Below are 17,464 nucleotides of genomic sequence, written 5' to 3'. Positions count from 1 at the left end.
CATAGAGGTCTTGTAATGAGACGAGCCATGAACATTTTCGTTCATGGCTTTTTTTCTGTTTAAAAAATTTATAAAAAATAACTAAAAGAGTTGCTTTTTTTCGAGGAAGGGAGCAAAATAGGGAACATGAAAAAATAGTTATGTTTTATAAGTGAAGGTGGAGAGAAAAATGAATGGATGGAAACTGTGGATGGCGGAGTGGCGAAGTATCTTCAAGAACCCACGTGTGTTGGTTCCGATTCTTGCGGTCGCACTCGTACCGTTAATGTACGCCGGTATGTTCTTATGGGCTTTTTGGGATCCGTATGGACAGATGAAAGATTTGCCGGTCGCCATCGTCAATGAAGACAAAGGGGCAACGTTTGAAGGAGAGTCGCTTGCGATTGGAGATGACCTCATTGATAAGCTGCTGGATTCGGAGGCGTTCAAGTTCGTCGAAACGACGAAGAAAGAAGCGGAATCTGGACTGAAAGACCATGACTACTACATGGCGATTGAGATTCCAAAAGACTTTTCAGAAAAAGCGACGACTGCTTTAGATGAACATCCGGAGCAACTCGAACTGAAGTATATCGCAAATGAATCGTATAACTTCTTAGCCGCACAAATCGGTGGTTCCGCGATGGAACAAGTCAAAGCGGAACTGTCGACCGAAGTCTCGAAACAGTATGTCAGTGCGTTGAAAGACGGATTGAATGATGTGGCAGACGGACTTGGTGAAGCCGCAGATGGTGCAGCGACACTTGCGGACGGCTCAACGTCAGCAAAAGACGGTGCCGTCAAGTTGGCGGACGGGACGAAGCTTCTCGCTTCGAAACAACGTGAGCTCGCGGATGGAGCAAGCCAATTAAACGATGGGATGACTCAGTTGGCCGATGGTTCATCAGAACTCGCGGATGGGACGAAGCTTCTCGCTTCGAAACAACGGGAACTGGCGAATGGAGCAAGTCAATTACGTGATGGTGTTTCGCAATTGGCCGATGGCTCATCTGCACTCGCGGATGGCAGTCAACAAGTATACGAGGGCTCAGCCTCACTTTCGGACGGGGTCCATCGTGTCAGCGAGGGCGCTTCTGCCTTACAAGGCGGGACGAGCCAACTCGTTGACGGAACAGGAGCGTTCGCATCTAAACTAGATGAGCTGCACACAGGTGCGAAGACGTTGAACCAAGGTGTTCAAGACCTTGCTGCCGGCATCGAGCGCTCGAAAGAGGGGGCATCTGCATTACAGGATGGTGCCACAAAACTCTCAGGAGCGTTGACTCAGGCGAAGGACGGAAACGCGGCACTTGTTGCGGGTCAAACAGACGTGGTCAATGGAATCGGACAAATGAAGTCTGAATTGACTGCGAAACAAGATGAGTTGATTAGACAATTGACAGCGCTCGCTGAGTCGGGTCAATCGGCATCACCTGAAATGCTTCAAGCCATTGCGGCACAACTGAGCGAAGGGAAGCAAGAGACGGTGGCCGGGTTTGATCAACTATCCGCTGGCGCGACAAAAGTGAAAGAAGGACAGGTCGCACTTGGCGCAGGTCTTGATCAGGCAGGTACAGGTGCAGACAAACTATCGACTGGACTTTCTGAATTGAGTACCGGTCAAACGAAATTGGCCGAAGGTGCGAACGCATTGGCAAGTGGTTCAAGTCAAATCGAGCAAGGTACGCAAACGGCGGCCGATCGTTCCCAAGAACTTGTGTCAGCGAGTGCGAAGCTCAATCAAGGCGCGACACAACTTCAAGATGGGACAACTGAGCTCGCCGCTGGAAGTGACAAGCTTGTAGACGCGACTGGACAGTTGTCTGAGGGTAGCGAAAAGCTTGCGGATGGAGCGAAGAGCGCAAGCACCGGTACGAATGAATTGGTGAATGGTGCGAATCAATTAGCGGACGGTGGTCAAAAGTTGCAGTCAGGAAGCCGTGAACTGGCCGAAGGTGCGAAGGGTGCCGGAGCCGGAACGAGCAAGCTAACGGATGGCGCGAATCAGCTCGCGAATGGTGGAGAAGAACTTTCAGACGGTAGCGGTGAACTCGCTGACGGAATGAAAGAGCTCGCATCAGGTAGCGATGAACTTCGTGACGCCTTGGTAAAAGGTGCGAAAGACGCAGACATCGGTCTAACAGATGACAACGTCGAGATGATGGCCGGTCCAGTGTCGCTCGTCGACAACTCGATTCACGAGGTGCCAAACTACGGTACTGGATTTGCTCCGTACTTTATGTCACTCGGACTTTTCGTTGGGGCACTCCTTCTCTCGATCGTTTATCCATTATACGATCCAGCAGGGCGCCCGAAACGTAGTCTATCGTGGGTATTGTCGAAATCTGGTGTCCTCATGGTCGTCGGATTCTTGCAAGCCTTGATTCTCGATGTGGCTATGGTGCAACTGCTCGGTCTTGAAGTGAGCGAACCATTGAAATTCTTCGGTTTCAGCTGGTTGACGAGCATCACGTTCCTCTTTATCGTACAGTTGCTCGTGACAACACTCGGAAACCCTGGACGTTTCGTGGCGATCGTCTTGTTGATTTTACAATTGACGACGTCAGCCGGGACGTTCCCGCTTGAATTGATTCCAAGAGCATTGCAACCATTCAATGCCTTGCTTCCAATGACGTATACGGTTGCCGGATATAAAGAAATTCTATCGGCAGATGGTGCGCAGTACTTGCAGACGGCGACAACCTATTTAGTGTTTGTGGCTGCCGGATGTTTTGCATTACTATGGGCGTACTTCCGGATCGCATGGAAGAAAAAATATCGTCAAGTCGCATCAGAAGCATGATGTAAATACGATACAAAATCGTGTATAGTGGTTAAGACGACACTATACACGATTTTTTTCTTAAAAAAATATAAAAAAAGAATTGACACTCGAATGGTGACTGGTTATTATAGAAAATGTGCTTAGGACACAACAATAACATGGCGGTGTAGCTCAGCTGGCTAGAGCGTACGGTTCATACCCGTGAGGTCGTGGGTTCGACTCCCTCCGCCGCTACCATTTTATTTAGGCCCGTTGGTCAAGCGGTTAAGACACCGCCCTTTCACGGCGGTAACACGGGTTCGAATCCCGTACGGGTCACTTAACCTAAGCGTAAAGAAGCCATCTCAATCGAGATGGCTTCTTTTGTTATATCAAGGAGGGAATTCATGAAAAAGGTACTCGTCGCTGTGTCCGGTGGAGTCGATTCCATTGTCTTATTGGACCGTCTCGTCAAGCAAGGATGGGATGTGGCGGTGGCGCACGTCCATCACGGTTTACGAGAAGCATCAGATGAAGAGTACACGTTCGTCGCACACGTAGCGGCATCCTACCAAGTCGCGTTTCATGGGACGCGTCTCCATTTTCAAGAAGGAGCATCACAGGCGCATTACCGTAAGGCCCGCTACCGCTTTTTTGAAGACGTTATGAATGAACATGGATACGATACACTGGCCACGGCTCATCATGCGGATGATGTGTTGGAGACGGTTCTCATTCAACTTCACCGAAACGTAATCGAAGTGAAAGGAATTCCCGAGAGAAGAACGTTCGGGCGTGGGACGTTGATCCGTCCTTTATTAAGAGAAACAAAGGTGCAACTCATCGAGTATGCTCGGAAAAACGAACTTGCCTGGAGGGAAGATGCCACCAATCAGGAAGTGACCTATTTACGGAATCGGATCCGTCACGAAATCATCCCGAGGCTGAAACAACTGTGGCCGACAGTCGTTGACGATGTATACGATACGGCGAAACAGGCATACGCTGAATGGGACATGCGTTACCAGTCATGTGGGCGATGGATTGAAGAAAATGTGGATCTTGAAATGAAAGCGTTTCATGTGAAACTTGATGAGTTTAATCGCTTATCCTCACTTGAGCGGTATACGGTCGCTCGCTTGCTGTCCCGTCGCTATGGGGTAGAGGTCGGTGAGGCGGTCGAAAAGTTAAGCATGAGTCAAAAGGACACCGGAACCTATCACCTGTCAGGTGAGTGGTTCATGATGAAGCAGAAGAGGGTACTTAATCTTGTACAACGTTCGACAGAAGCATCACTTCACCCCGTTCAGGTCGAGTCGTTACCGGCCGTCGTTCAATTTGGAAAGCGTACGGTTTCGTTGTACATCGAAGAAGGACGAGAAGGTATTCCGCTAAAGGAAATCACTTATCCGCTGACAATTCGTTCGCTCGCACCTGGAGATCGAATGCAGTTGAACGTGGGGACAAAAAAAGTATCCCGCATCCTAATCGATGAAAAGGTTGAGCGAACCATTCGACCGACGCTCCCGTTGCTTGAGGACGCCTCGGGACGAATTCTCGCGATTGTTGGGGTAAGAGTTTCAGAATTTCTAGACAAGTCGGATGCGATTTGCCTACGATTAATGGTAAAATGATGATTGTGTCGAAACAGAAAGAGGAGGATTTCAAGATGTCATTAATGAACGATATGGAGAAAATTTTAATCTCACGTGAAGAGATTCAAGAAAAGGTGAAAGAACTCGCTGGAACATTGAGCGAAGACTATAAAGAAGAGTTCCCGCTTCTCGTATGTGTATTGAAAGGCGCGATGCCATTCATGTCGGACCTCGTCAAAGAAATGGATATCCATTTAGAGATGGATTTCATGGATGTGTCGACGTATCATGGAGGAACTTCTTCGACAGGTGAAGTGAAAATCGAGAAAGATTTAAATACATCTGTAGAAGGACGCGACATCTTGATTGTAGAAGATATTATTGATAGTGGATTGACGCTTGGTTACCTCGTCGATCTTCTTAAATACCGTAAAGCGAAGTCTGTGAAGATTGTCACGCTTCTCGATAAGCCGACTGGCCGTAAAAATGGTTTATCAGCAGACTATAGCGGTTTCGTGATTCCACACGAATTCGTTGTCGGCTACGGTCTTGATTATGAAGAGAAATATCGTAACCTTCCTTATGTCGGTGTGCTCAAACCGAGCGTTTACGGGGGCTAACGTTTTTCTTTTGAAAATGTGACGTGGTAAGATAAAGGAAATCCCCAAAGTATAGGCATATACTGAATGGGCGAGAACATCGTTTCTCGGAATAGGAGGCAGAGAATGAATCGTGCAGTGAAAAACACATTGGTTTTTGGTGTGATTTTCCTAGCCTTGATCTTGTTCCTTCAATATTTGCAGAATCCGAATAGTCAGAGTGAAACGCTCTCGTATTCGAAATTCCTAGAATATGTGGAAGATGATCGGATTGAGACGGCAACCGTACAAGAAATCCCGGGGGCTATCTCGATTACAGGCGATCTTACAGGAGATGAAGACCAACGTTATGAAACAAACATTCCAGCGAACGAAGCGGAATATGCGGATGTATTAACGCAGCTTCGAGCGAATACGGATATTCAAATCGAGGAGGCTGAATCCAACAGTAGCTGGTTCAGCATCGTCTTCGCGATTTTACCATTCATTATCATCTTCATCTTGTTCTTCTTCTTGTTGAACCAAGCGCAAGGTGGTGGCGGTGGTGGTCGTGTGATGAACTTCGGGAAATCGAAGGCGAAACTATACGACCAAGAGAAACGTCGCGTCACATTCAAAGATGTGGCTGGGGCGGACGAAGAGAAGCAAGAACTCATCGAAGTCGTTGAATTCTTGAAAGATCCTCGCAAATTCTCGAAACTCGGCGCACGTATTCCAAAAGGGGTCTTACTCGTAGGTCCTCCAGGGACAGGTAAAACACTCTTGGCTCGTGCGGTAGCCGGTGAAGCCGGTGTTCCGTTCTTCTCGATCTCAGGTTCGGACTTCGTTGAGATGTTTGTCGGGGTCGGGGCGTCACGTGTTCGTGACTTGTTCGAAAACGCGAAAAAGAATGCGCCATGTATCATCTTCATCGATGAAATTGATGCGGTCGGTCGCCAGCGTGGTGCCGGTCTCGGTGGTGGACACGATGAGCGTGAACAAACACTGAACCAACTTCTTGTTGAGATGGATGGATTCAGTGATAACGAAGGAATCATCATGGTTGCGGCGACAAACCGTCCAGATATCCTTGACCCGGCCCTCCTTCGTCCAGGTCGTTTTGACCGTCAAATTACGGTCGATCGTCCGGATGTCAAAGGTCGCGAAGAAGTATTGAAAGTCCATGCACGTAACAAGCCACTCGATTCGACGGTGGACTTGAAGTCGATTGCACAACGTACGCCTGGTTTCTCTGGGGCAGACTTAGAGAACCTCTTGAACGAAGCGGCACTCGTTGCGGCACGTTCGAACCGTACAGCTGTTTCAGTTGTCGATGTGGAAGAAGCGATTGACCGTGTTATCGCAGGTCCTTCGAAGAAGAGTCGCATCATCTCTGAAAAAGAGCGCAACATTGTTGCATATCACGAAGCAGGTCACACAATCATCGGTCTCGAGCTTGAGAATGCGGATGAAGTACACAAAGTGACAATCGTTCCACGCGGAAACGCGGGCGGATATGTCGTCATGCTTCCGAAAGAAGATCGTTACTTCATGACAAAACCTGAACTCGAAGACAAGATTGTTGGTCTTCTTGGTGGTCGCGTCGCCGAAGATGTCATCTTTGGAGAAGTGTCGACCGGAGCGAGCAATGACTTCCAGCGCGCTACTGGTATCGCACGTAAGATGGTCATGGATTACGGGATGAGCGATAAACTCGGACCGCTCCAGCTCGGTTCAAACCATGGCGGACAAGTCTTCCTTGGTCGCGATTTCCAGACCGAGCAGAACTACTCGGATGCGATTGCGCAAGAAATCGATTTGGAGATTCGAGACATCATCAATCGCTGTTACGCGAAAGCGAAGCAGATTTTGACAGATCGTCGCGAAGATCTCGAACTCGTTGCAAAGACGCTGCTTGATGTCGAGACGCTCGACTCGAAACAGATTCGTCATTTGATCAAGACACGCGAGTATCTTCCGCATGAGCCGGAAGAGGACGTGGATGGATCGACGGATGCGGATGACGCAGCGAAGAAAGATGATGCAGCCGTTCAACACGGTCAAGTCGTCGATCAACCTGAAGTTGTCCAAGACAGCCAGCCGGATGTCGTACCTGAAGGCGATAAGCCAGAAGCGACACCGACAGAACGTCCGAATAACGAATCACGTTAATGAAAAAGACGAATGCCCTTGACGAGGCATTCGTCTTTTTTCGTGTTATAATTCGAGCGAACTGCAATTGACAACAAAGTGAGGAACTATATCATGATTTTAGTGATTGATGTTGGAAATACAAATATTGTTCTCGGGATGTACGATGGAGATCATCTCGTACACCATTGGCGCATCTCAACGGATCGTACAAAAACGACCGACGAGTACGGCATGCTGGTGAAATCGCTATTCGATCATTCGAACGTCTCGTTCGACCAGGTCGAGGGAGTGATCTTATCTTCTGTCGTACCTCCTGTTATTTTCCCACTTGAACAAATGTCGCAACGATACTTCAATGTACGTCCAATCGTTGTGGGACCAGGTGTGAAGACAGGGTTGGACATTCACGTCGAGAATCCTCGCGAAGTCGGGGCCGACCGAATCGTTAACGCGGTGGCTGGAATCGCCAAGTATGACGGTCCGCTCATAATTGTTGATTTTGGAACGGCAACCACGTATTGTTACATCGATGAGAAACGTCGTTACCATGGCGGAATCATCTCACCAGGTATCATGATCTCAGTGGAGGCACTCTATCAGCGTGCCGCGAAACTACCTCGGATTGAATTGGCGACCCCGCCGACAGTCATCGGGAAGAACACGATTCAAGCGATGCAATCGGGGACATATTATGGATATGTGGCCCAAGTGGACGGTATCGTGAACCGGATGAAGCGTGAAGTCGGTGAAGCGACTGTCATTGCAACGGGAGGGCTGGCGCGATTGATCAGTGAACATGCAGAGACGATCGACCATGTGGATTCGTTCCTGACACTCGAAGGCCTTCGTCTCATTTACGAGCGCAATCAAAAGTAAACTAAAGGAGTTAAATCATATGATTCATACAGAACAACAAGCATTACTCGACCAGATGAAGGATGACTATCTCGTTCGTGCCCTCGGTTTTAACGGAGAGGTTCGTGCCTTTGCCGCACGCACGACAAAAACGGTATATGAGACGCAACTTCGTCATCAAACGACACCAGTTGCTTCAGCTGCCCTCGGACGGACGATGACGATCGGCTCGATGATTGGAGCGATGCAAAAAGGTGCAGCGCGTGTCACGCTTAAAGTAGAAGGTGATGGTCCAATCGGGAAAATCATCGTGGACGCGGATACAGAGGGAGATGTTCGTGGATATGTGTCGTACCCGCGTGTCGATGGCGGTACATTCGTCAACGAACAAGGGTTGACGAAATTGAAAGTCGGCGAAGCCGTCGGAAAAGGAACCATCTCTGTCATTAAAGACTTAGGATTGAAAGACTATGTCGGCGGTTCTTCAGAGATTCAAACGGGCGAAATCAGTGAAGACTTCACGTACTACTTCGCCACATCTGAGCAAGTGCCGTCAGTCGTCGGGGCGGGTGTCCTCGTCTTACCGGAAGATGAATCGATTCTTGCTGCAGGTGGAATCATCGTCCAGTTGCTCCCGAACGCTTCTGAAGAGACGGTACAAGCGCTCGAAAAAGCACTTCAGACGTTCCCGCCCGTATCGGTTTTGATTGGTGAAGAAAAAACGCCAGAAGAAATGCTTCAATTACTCCTTGGCGATAGCCTCGATGTCCTCGACACGAACCCGATCCAGTTCAACTGCACATGCAGCCGTGAACGAATGGAAAGCGCCATTATCGGTCTCGGAAAAGAAGAGATTCGTCAGATGATTGAAGAAGATGGCGGAGCTGAAGCCGTATGCCATTTCTGTGGCGAAAAGTATCATTTCTCAGCGGAACAGTTAGAGACGATGAAAGTACAGGCACAGGCGTAAGCAACGTTCCAAATTGCATATTTTCAATTCGATAGGGTATGATAACAATATCGGAATAGTCGGAATTATGAAGGAGGAAATGCAATGCGTATCGTAAACTCAGTAACAGACTTGATTGGAAAGACTCCGATTGTGAAATTGAACGGAATGACTGGACCAGAGGATGCCAACGTGTATCTGAAGCTCGAATATATGAACCCGGGATCAAGCGTTAAAGACCGGATCGCCCTCGCCATGATCGAAGCGGCTGAAAAAGACGGCATCTTGAAGCCAGGTGATACAATCATCGAGCCAACTAGCGGAAACACGGGCATCGGTCTCGCGATGGTCAGTGCCGCAAAAGGATATAAAGCCATTCTCGTCATGCCTGAAACGATGAGCATGGAACGCCGAAACCTCCTTCGTGGATACGGGGCCGAATTAATTTTGACACCAGGACCTGAAGGGATGGGTGGAGCGATTCGTCGCGCTACTGAAGAAGCAGAGAAACATGGCTACTTCCTCCCGCAACAATTCAATAACGCAGCTAACCCGAACGTCCATGAAATGACGACGGGACCTGAGATTGTAGAGGCGTTTGAAGAATCAGGACTTTCAGTCGACGCTTTGATTGCCGGAGTCGGGACGGGCGGTACCATCACCGGCGCAGGTAAAGTCGTGAAGGCGAAGTACCCGGACGTAAAAATTCTCGCCGTTGAACCGGTCGATTCACCTGTCTTATCAGGCGGGAAACCGGGACCTCATAAGATTCAAGGGATTGGGGCTGGATTCGTTCCATCCATCCTCGACACGGAGATTTATGAAGGGGTTCTTCAAATCACGACAGAGCAAGCGTTCGAATATGCTCGTCAGGCGGCACGTACGAACGGTGTCCTCGGTGGTATCTCTTCAGGAGCTGCCATTGCGGCAGCACTTGATACAGCGAAACGCCTTGGTAAAGGGAAAAATGTATTGGCGATTATCCCGTCAAACGGTGAACGTTACTTGAGCACGCCGCTCTATCAGTTTGATGAAGAGTCAAACGAGAGTCGCGTATAACATTTCAGGCAGTAATCGAGAGACATTCTCTTTCGATTGCTGCCTTTTCTTGTGTACAATAAAAGGCATGAATGAATAGACGGAGGAATGACATGTGAGATCGACTGCGTTCAGAACAAAGCGGATGACGAAAGAGAAGGTGTATGAGGCATACATGACGTTGACGGCGGATCAACCGTATCATGCATGGTTAGAGAGTGGGAGAGCGGGACGGTATACGATTGCGGGAATCGAGCCGTTCGGTCGCTTTCATGTAAAAGACGGTGTCGGACTCTTGCAAGTGGGAGATACGACAGAAACGCTATACGGAAAGCCGCTTGAGCTCGTCAGTGAGGTACGGAAGCGATTTGAGGCCGAGCGTCCGGAAGGGGCTCCACCTTTCTTTGGTGGCATGATCGGGTATGTCAGTTATGATGTGGCCCGGACGATTGAACGTCTCCCTCAGCAAGCGGAGGATGATTTGTCGACACCAGACGTCTCGTTTCTTCTATTTGACGAGGTGGCGGTGTTCGATGAAGTGGATTCGACCCTGTACTTGATGGTGACGGCGGAGGAAGGTGCAGAACGTAAGGCGGACCGATTGGCGGCCATGTGGAACGTCGAGTCGCATTACGCGTTCAAGCCGACAGGGCAGTCACCGATAGAACGATCGCGCTCCATGTCCCAGGAAGAGTTTGTTGAAGCGGTCAAACGGATTCAGTCCTATATCGTAGAAGGGGATGTGTTCCAAGTGAACTTGAGCGTTCGTCAGTCCGAACCACTTCTCGCTGACCCGCGTCGAGTATATGATACGTTGCGTCAAATGAATCCATCTCCTTATATGGGCTATTTCGTGGATGACGCTTTAACGATGGTCTCCGCTTCACCAGAGTTGTTGCTTGAAAAACACGGAACCGACATTTCGACACGCCCGATCGCGGGTACGCGTCCACGTGGCAAAGATGATGTGGAAGACTTGGAGTTGGCGAACACATTGCTTGAAAACGAGAAAGAGCGGGCCGAACACGTCATGCTCGTCGATCTTGAACGGAACGACCTCGGCAAGGTGGCGGCATATGGCAGCGTTCATGTTGATGAGTTGATGGTGATTGAGAAGTACTCACACGTACAACATATCGTCTCGAACGTACGAGGTTCGATTCGGGATGAAGTATCAGGAGCCGAAGCACTGGCAGCGATGTTCCCAGGCGGTACCATCACCGGCGCGCCGAAAATTCGGACGATGGAAATCATCGAAGAACTCGAACCAGTTCGCCGGGGACTCTACACTGGCTCATATGGTTGGTTAAGTTGGGATGACGACCTCGTCTTTAATATCACGATTCGGACGATGGTCGTAAAAGACGGAATCGCATACGTTCAAGCGGGAGCAGGTATCGTGATCGATTCGGATCCGGTCTCGGAATATGAAGAATCCCTGTCCAAAGCGAAGGCGCTATGGGCGGCGAAACACATGACGGAGGAAACGACATGATTGTATTAATCGACAACTATGACTCATTTACGTATAACTTGGTGCAATATTTCGGTGAACTCGGTCAAGAACTAGTCGTGTATCGAAACGATGAAGTCACGATTCAAGAGATCGAGGCGCTTGCCCCGAGTTATCTTGTCATTTCGCCGGGACCTTGCACTCCGAATGAGGCGGGAATTAGCGTCGAGGCAATCCAAGCGTTTGCGGGTCGTATCCCGATTTTAGGGGTTTGCCTCGGACATCAGGCGATTGCGCAAGCGTTCGGTGGAGAAGTCGTCCATGCTGAGCGGCTCATGCATGGAAAAACGTCGAAGATTCAACATGACGGAAAATCGATTTTCAAGAAGATTCCGCAACAGTCGGTCGTGACCCGTTATCATTCGTTGGCCGTGGAGCGTTCGTCTCTACCAGAATGTCTAGTGGTCACTGCAGAGACGGAGACTGGAGAAATCATGGCACTCCGTCACCGAACGCTTCCGATCGAAGGGATGCAATATCACCCTGAAGCGATTTTGACTGAGCACGGGAAGGAAATGATTCGAAACTTTATCGAGGAGTATCGTCATGTGGTATTGGCATAACGGAGAGTTAGTCGAACGAGAGAAGGTGTTGATTCCGGTTGAAGATCACGGCTTCTTGTATGGAATGGGCTTGTTTGAGACGTTCCGTACATATGAATTCGTTCCTTTCCTGTTCGATGCCCACTGGGAGCGCTTGATGAAGAGTCTCGATGAGCTGTGGATCGATTTTCCATACACGAAGGAAGAAATCGGGACGGCGATTCAGCAACTGTGCCGTCAAAACGATGCACCCGACCTTTATATCCGCTTGAACGTGTCGGCAGGAGTTGCGCCCCTCGGTCTCTACGCGGGTCGTTATGAGACACCGAACGTCACCATGATCGTCAAACCGCTATCCTCAGAAGTTGTACCACAGGAGAAACGGGTCGAACCGATCCCGTTTCCGAGAAGTCGTCCTGAAGCGGCTTTTCGATTAAAGTCACATCATTATATGAACAATATCCTTGGAAAACGGACCTTACAAGACCAAGGCGCTGAAGGACTATTTGCGGACGAACATGGACATGTGGTGGAAGGGCTCGTGTCGAACATCTTTTGGGTCGGTCCAGATGATATGTTATACACGACTCCGCTATCGAGCGGAGCACTCGCAGGTGTGACACGACAATGGGTGATGAAACATTTCTCTGTAATCGAACAACCCGTGACATTTGAAGAATTGACTGCAGCGAAAGAGATTTGGATGACGAATTCAATCCAACAAGTCGCTCCGGTGACGCATTATGGAAATCTGAGATACCCCGGTAAAGACGGGGTACGATTTAACGAAGTGTGGGCGAAACTCGTTCGCTCAATTGGTTAGGAGGCGGAAGCATGACGAAGGTCATGGGTATTTTAAATGTGACCCCGGACTCGTTTTCGGATGGGGGACGGTATACGGCAATCGAGGAGGCTGTACGACATGCGAAACAACTCGTACAAGAAGGTGCCGATGCGATTGATGTCGGTGGAGAATCAACGAGACCTGGCGCGGTACTTGTTTCCGAAGAAGAAGAGATTGAACGTGTCGTCCCGATCATCCGTCGACTGACAAAAGAAATCGATGTTCCGATTTCGATTGATACGTATAAGCCGATGGTGGCGAGAGCGGCAATCGAGGCCGGTGCGACGATTATCAATGACGTATGGGGTTCGAAATGGGGAGACCGCTCGATGGCACGTGTCGCTTTCGAATGTGGGGTTCCCATCATTCTCATGCACAACCGAACAGACCGGGACTATCGTCATTTCATCGAAGATGTGGTCAGCGATCTACAGGAATCAATCGAGATTGCGCATGCAGCGGGCGTAAAGGATGAGCACATTTGGCTAGATCCGGGCATCGGATTTGCGAAAGACGTGACGCAAAACCTCGAACTCATGAATCATCTTGACGTGATCACACGTCTTGGGTATCCGGTTCTGCTCGGCACGTCGCGTAAGTCGTTTATCGGTCATACGCTCGATTTACCAACAGAGGAGCGTCTCGAAGGAACGATAGCGACAACGTGTCTTGGAATCATGAAAGGGTGCGATTGGGTGCGTGTGCACGACGTCAAAGCGAACGCCCGTGCGGCGAAGATGATGGATGCGATGATTGGAGGGGATAGACATGGATAAAGTATTTGTGAACGGGATGCGTTTTTACGGTTATCATGGGGTGTTTGAAGAAGAAAACCGTCTCGGTCAACGGTTTCACGTGGATTTAATGTGTGAACTGGACCTCGCGCCTGCGGGACGTTCGGATGACTTAAACAATGGGGTCAGCTATGCCGGCTTGTATCAGTTGACGGAAGATATTGTGACGGGAGAACCGGTCAATTTGTTAGAAACACTCGGAGAACGCATCACGACAGCCGTGTTGGCGCATAGTGAGTTGATTCAACGTGTGACGGTTAAAGTAATTAAACCGGACCCACCCATCCCGGGACACTATGATTCAGTAGCAATCGAGATGACAAGGGGACGGACGTCATGATTTATATTGCATTAGGCGCCAATATCGGAGATCGGGCTAGACAGTTGTCTGCGGCAATCGATGAGATGGAGCGAACAGGTCTCCACGTCACGAAACAGTCGTCGGTCTATGAGACGGCTCCTGTCGGATATACAGAGCAACCTTCGTTTTTTAATATGGTGGTCGAAGTCGAGAGTCATCAATCCTCGGACGAACTGCTCAACACGCTTCAACAGATCGAACAACGATTAGGACGGGAACGTCTATTTAAGAACGGACCGCGTACCATCGACCTTGACATCCTCTTTTATAATGGGGAAGATATACAATCAGAGCACTTAACGGTTCCGCATCCGCGCATGCAGGAACGTGCATTTGTTCTCGCCCCGTTAGCAGAGATCGCACCAGAACTCGTCGTTCGAGGACAAACGGTCGCCTCCTGGCTCGAAGGGCTACCGATGACGGACCGCCAAGATGTCGTCCGGTTACAGTTGCTTAGGAATTTGGTGAAATGAAGGATGTGTTGTCTTGACAGGCTTTAAGATTGGAAACATAGATATTAAAAACCGTGCAGTCCTCGCACCGATGGCTGGCGTGACCAACCCTGCTTTTCGTTTGATTGCAAAAGAGTTCGGAGCGGGACTCGTCTGTGCCGAAATGGTCAGTGATAAAGGCATCTTGCTCGAGAACGCTCGGACGATGCGTATGCTATACGTCGATGAACGAGAGAAACCGCTCAGTTTACAAATCTTCGGCGGTTCGAAAGATACACTCGTCAGAGCGGCACAGTACGTCGATCAAAACACCAATGCGGATATCATTGATATCAACATGGGTTGTCCCGTACCGAAAGTGACGAAGTGTGACGCAGGGGCGAAGTGGTTACTCGACCCGGATAAAGTGTATGAGATGGTGAATGCCGTCACGAATGTCGTCGAAAAACCGGTCACGGTGAAAATGCGACTCGGTTGGGATGACGAGCACATCTTTATTTTGGATAATGTTAAGGCGGCTCAGACGGGTGGAGCGGCAGCGATTGCCATTCATGGACGTACGCGTGCCCAACAATATGAAGGAACCGCGAATTGGGATTGGATTGGCGAGGCGAAGAAAGTAGCGACCGTCCCGATTATCGGAAACGGGGATATCGCGACCCCGCAGGATGCGAAACGTGTGATTGACCAATATGGTGTGGATGCCGTCATGATTGGACGCGCTGCACTCGGGAATCCGTGGATGCTCTATCAAACGGTCCAGTACCTCGAAACAGGGGAGCTCCCTCCGGAACCAGAGGCGCGTGAGAAAATCGATATCTGCATGCTTCATCTCGACCGGTTGAGTGCAATCAAAGGTGAGCTGACAGCCGTACGCGAAATGCGTCAACACGCGGCCTGGTATTTGAAAGGGTTGAAAGGCAGTGGTCCGATTCGCAAACAAATCAATGAAACGGAATCGCGCGAGGCGTTCGCGGCGGTCCTTTATGGATTTGTGGACCAACTCGAACGACAACTGTCAGAAGTGTGAACTAGTGAAAAGAACTAATTTATGGTAAGCTTGTTTGGCGAAAAAGTGCACCACAACGAATGAACGGCTTCGGCTGTGCTGTTGGCCATCGGGTCGACAGTTTTTTGTTAGAGAGAAACCCAATATGGATAGAGGAGTGAATGGAATAGTGAGCCACGAGTTAGAAATGAATGATCAAATGCAGGTTCGTTTTGAGAAGATGACCGATATGCGTGAGCGCGGTCTCGACCCGTTCGGTCACCGCTTTGATCGTTCTGCACACGCAGGTGAATTACATGAGCAGTATGAATCAATTGAAAAAGAGGCTTTGGCTGAACAAGATGTAGAAGTCACATTGGCTGGACGCATCATGACGAAACGTGGAAAAGGGAAGGTTTTCTTTGCCCACATTCAAGATGTGACAGGTCAAATTCAAATTTACGTTCGTAAAAATGATGTCGGGGATGAGCCGTTTGACTTATTCAAGTCTTCAGACCTCGGTGACATCGTCGGTGTAAAAGGGAAGCTCTTTAAAACGAACGTTGGTGAGCTTTCGATTCACGTGGAAGAGTTTGAATTATTGACGAAGGCGCTTCGGCCGCTTCCGGACAAATATCATGGATTAAAAGATGTGGAACAGCGCTATCGCCAACGCTATCTTGATTTGATTACAAACCAGGACTCGCGTCAGACATTCATTTTGCGTAGCCGCATCATTTCTGAGATTCGCAACTTCTTAAACCAAAAAGGATATTTAGAAGTGGAAACACCGATGTTACACACGATTGCGGGTGGAGCAGCGGCACGTCCGTTCTTAACGCATCATAATGCGTTAGATATGGAACTCTACATGCGTATTGCCATCGAACTTCACTTGAAACGCTTGATTGTTGGTGGACTCGAGCGCGTGTACGAAATCGGGCGTGTATTCCGTAACGAAGGGATTTCTACACGTCACAACCCTGAATTCACGATGATCGAATTGTATGAAGCCTATGCAGATTACAACGACATCATGGATTTGACGGAAGAATTGGTTGCGCACGTAGCGAAAGAAGTGCTCGGTACAACAGATGTGCAGTATGGTGAAGATACGATCCATCTTGGCATCGGTTGGAAACGTGCACATATGGTCGACCTTGTTAAAGAAGAGACAGGTGTAGACTTCTGGCAACAAATGTCCGATGAAGAAGCACGAGCACTTGCAAAAGAACACGGTGTAGAAGTACAAGATCATATGACGTTTGGTCATATCGTGAATGAATTCTTCGAGCAGAAAGTAGAAGAAACATTGCTTCAACCGACATTTGTCACAGGACATCCGGTTGAAGTATCACCATTGGCGAAGAAGAATGAAACAGATCCACGCTTCACGGATCGTTTCGAGCTATTCATTGTTCGTCGTGAACATGCGAATGCCTTCACGGAGTTGAATGACCCAATCGATCAACGTGAACGCTTTGAAGCACAGTTGCTTGAAAAAGAAGCGGGGAACGATGAGGCGCACGAACTCGATAACGATTTCCTTGAAGCGCTTGAATATGGTATGCCGCCAACGGGTGGGCTTGGAATCGGGATTGACCGTCTCGTCATGTTATTGACGAACGCGCCTTCAATCCGTGACGTTCTTCTTTTCCCAACGATGCGTCATCAACAATAATCAATTAAATGGTCGGATCATACGTGAGTATGATTCGGCTTCTTTATTTTTGATAGCTTCGAAACGCATAGGTATGCCGTTAAACAGAAGGGATACTAAAGATATAAAACTTTTTTAAAAAAACTTTTACAAAACCCCTTGCGTTAATGAGAGGTGTACGGTAAAGTAATAAACGTTGCCGCTGATGGCAGCGGAAAAGAAATAAAAAAGTGGTTGACAACTGTGTCGATGACTTGTACTATTTTAAGAGTCGCCAAGAGCGGCAGACGAACTTTGAAAACTGAACGATGAGGCAAAAATAAGTTTTACAATTTTTGAATGAAGCGCAAGCTTCGTCAATTTAAGAGCTATATCAAATTCTTTGGAGAGTTTGATCC

At 48.9% G+C, this 17,464-nt stretch carries 15 protein-coding genes and 2 tRNA genes; all 17 read left to right on the top strand.

The features are described from left to right. Positions 1-169: 169 nt before the first annotated feature. The 17 genes from IRJ25_RS14635 (at position 170) to lysS (ending at position 17,087) form a co-directional block, all read left to right on the top strand. Positions 170-2,782, top strand: coding sequence for a YhgE/Pip domain-containing protein (locus tag IRJ25_RS14635; RefSeq protein ID WP_269318561.1), 2,613 nt, complete (start codon positions 170-172; stop codon positions 2,780-2,782). A gap of 142 nt (positions 2,783-2,924) precedes the next feature. Continuing rightward, positions 2,925-3,001 (top strand) — tRNA-Met (locus IRJ25_RS14630). A gap of 9 nt (positions 3,002-3,010) precedes the next feature. After that, a tRNA-Glu gene (locus IRJ25_RS14625) sits at positions 3,011-3,082 on the top strand. Between the two features lie 68 nt (positions 3,083-3,150). Further along, on the top strand, positions 3,151-4,377 hold the full coding sequence (tilS, locus tag IRJ25_RS14620) for a tRNA lysidine(34) synthetase TilS (protein WP_269318560.1): 1,227 nt from the start codon (positions 3,151-3,153) through the stop codon (positions 4,375-4,377). Between the two features lie 35 nt (positions 4,378-4,412). Next, on the top strand, positions 4,413-4,958 hold the full coding sequence (gene hpt, locus IRJ25_RS14615; RefSeq protein ID WP_012727721.1) for a hypoxanthine phosphoribosyltransferase: 546 nt from the start codon (positions 4,413-4,415) through the stop codon (positions 4,956-4,958). A gap of 105 nt (positions 4,959-5,063) precedes the next feature. After that, positions 5,064-7,088 (top strand): ATP-dependent zinc metalloprotease FtsH, encoded by a 2,025-nt coding sequence (gene ftsH / locus IRJ25_RS14610; protein ID WP_012727720.1) that lies wholly within the window; start codon positions 5,064-5,066, stop codon positions 7,086-7,088. A gap of 93 nt (positions 7,089-7,181) precedes the next feature. Then, positions 7,182-7,946, top strand: a complete 765-nt coding sequence (locus tag IRJ25_RS14605; RefSeq protein WP_074035307.1) for a type III pantothenate kinase — start codon at positions 7,182-7,184, stop codon at positions 7,944-7,946. 19 nt (positions 7,947-7,965) lie between these two features. Continuing rightward, entirely contained in the window at positions 7,966-8,895 is a 930-nt protein-coding gene (gene hslO, locus IRJ25_RS14600; protein WP_269318559.1) for an Hsp33 family molecular chaperone HslO, read from the top strand. Between the two features lie 84 nt (positions 8,896-8,979). After that, positions 8,980-9,933 carry a cysteine synthase A gene (gene cysK, locus IRJ25_RS14595; protein ID WP_012727717.1) on the top strand — a complete coding sequence of 318 codons (954 nt, stop codon included), beginning with the start codon at positions 8,980-8,982 and terminating at the stop codon, positions 9,931-9,933. 94 nt (positions 9,934-10,027) lie between these two features. Then, on the top strand, positions 10,028-11,407 hold the full coding sequence (locus IRJ25_RS14590) for an anthranilate synthase component I family protein (RefSeq protein WP_074035316.1): 1,380 nt from the start codon (positions 10,028-10,030) through the stop codon (positions 11,405-11,407). Then, a complete protein-coding gene (gene pabA / locus IRJ25_RS14585; RefSeq protein ID WP_269318558.1) occupies positions 11,404-11,988 on the top strand; it encodes an aminodeoxychorismate/anthranilate synthase component II in 585 nt (194 codons plus the stop codon). Before IRJ25_RS14590 ends, pabA begins: the two co-directional genes overlap by 4 nt. Further along, positions 11,972-12,790: an aminotransferase class IV gene (locus IRJ25_RS14580; RefSeq protein WP_159563164.1), complete on the top strand. Its 819-nt coding sequence runs from the start codon at positions 11,972-11,974 to the stop codon at positions 12,788-12,790. The genes pabA and IRJ25_RS14580 overlap by 17 nt, the downstream gene beginning before the upstream one ends. Positions 12,791-12,801: 11 nt before the next feature. Next, on the top strand, positions 12,802-13,587 hold the full coding sequence (gene folP / locus IRJ25_RS14575) for a dihydropteroate synthase (RefSeq protein ID WP_269318557.1): 786 nt from the start codon (positions 12,802-12,804) through the stop codon (positions 13,585-13,587). After that, entirely contained in the window at positions 13,580-13,945 is a 366-nt protein-coding gene (gene folB, locus IRJ25_RS14570) for a dihydroneopterin aldolase (protein ID WP_074035333.1), read from the top strand. The genes folP and folB overlap by 8 nt, the downstream gene beginning before the upstream one ends. Further along, the gene (gene folK / locus IRJ25_RS14565) at positions 13,942-14,439 is read left to right on the top strand and encodes a 2-amino-4-hydroxy-6-hydroxymethyldihydropteridine diphosphokinase (RefSeq protein ID WP_159563161.1); all 498 of its coding nucleotides are present in this window, start codon (positions 13,942-13,944) and stop codon (positions 14,437-14,439) included. Before folB ends, folK begins: the two co-directional genes overlap by 4 nt. 70 nt (positions 14,440-14,509) lie before the next feature. Further along, positions 14,510-15,448, top strand: coding sequence for a tRNA dihydrouridine synthase DusB (gene dusB, locus IRJ25_RS14560; protein WP_230872777.1), 939 nt, complete (start codon positions 14,510-14,512; stop codon positions 15,446-15,448). Positions 15,449-15,596: 148 nt separating this feature from the next. Continuing rightward, positions 15,597-17,087, top strand: a complete 1,491-nt coding sequence (gene lysS / locus IRJ25_RS14555; protein WP_012727709.1) for a lysine--tRNA ligase — start codon at positions 15,597-15,599, stop codon at positions 17,085-17,087. Positions 17,088-17,464: the final 377 nt, after the last annotated feature.

The sequence above is a fragment of the Exiguobacterium sp. KJ 601 genome (assembly GCF_027161185.1).
Taxonomy (GTDB): Bacteria; Bacillota; Bacilli; order Exiguobacteriales; family Exiguobacteriaceae; genus Exiguobacterium; species Exiguobacterium profundum.
Note: the sequence above shows the minus strand (reverse complement) of the source record. Positions and strands in the feature narration are given on the sequence as shown.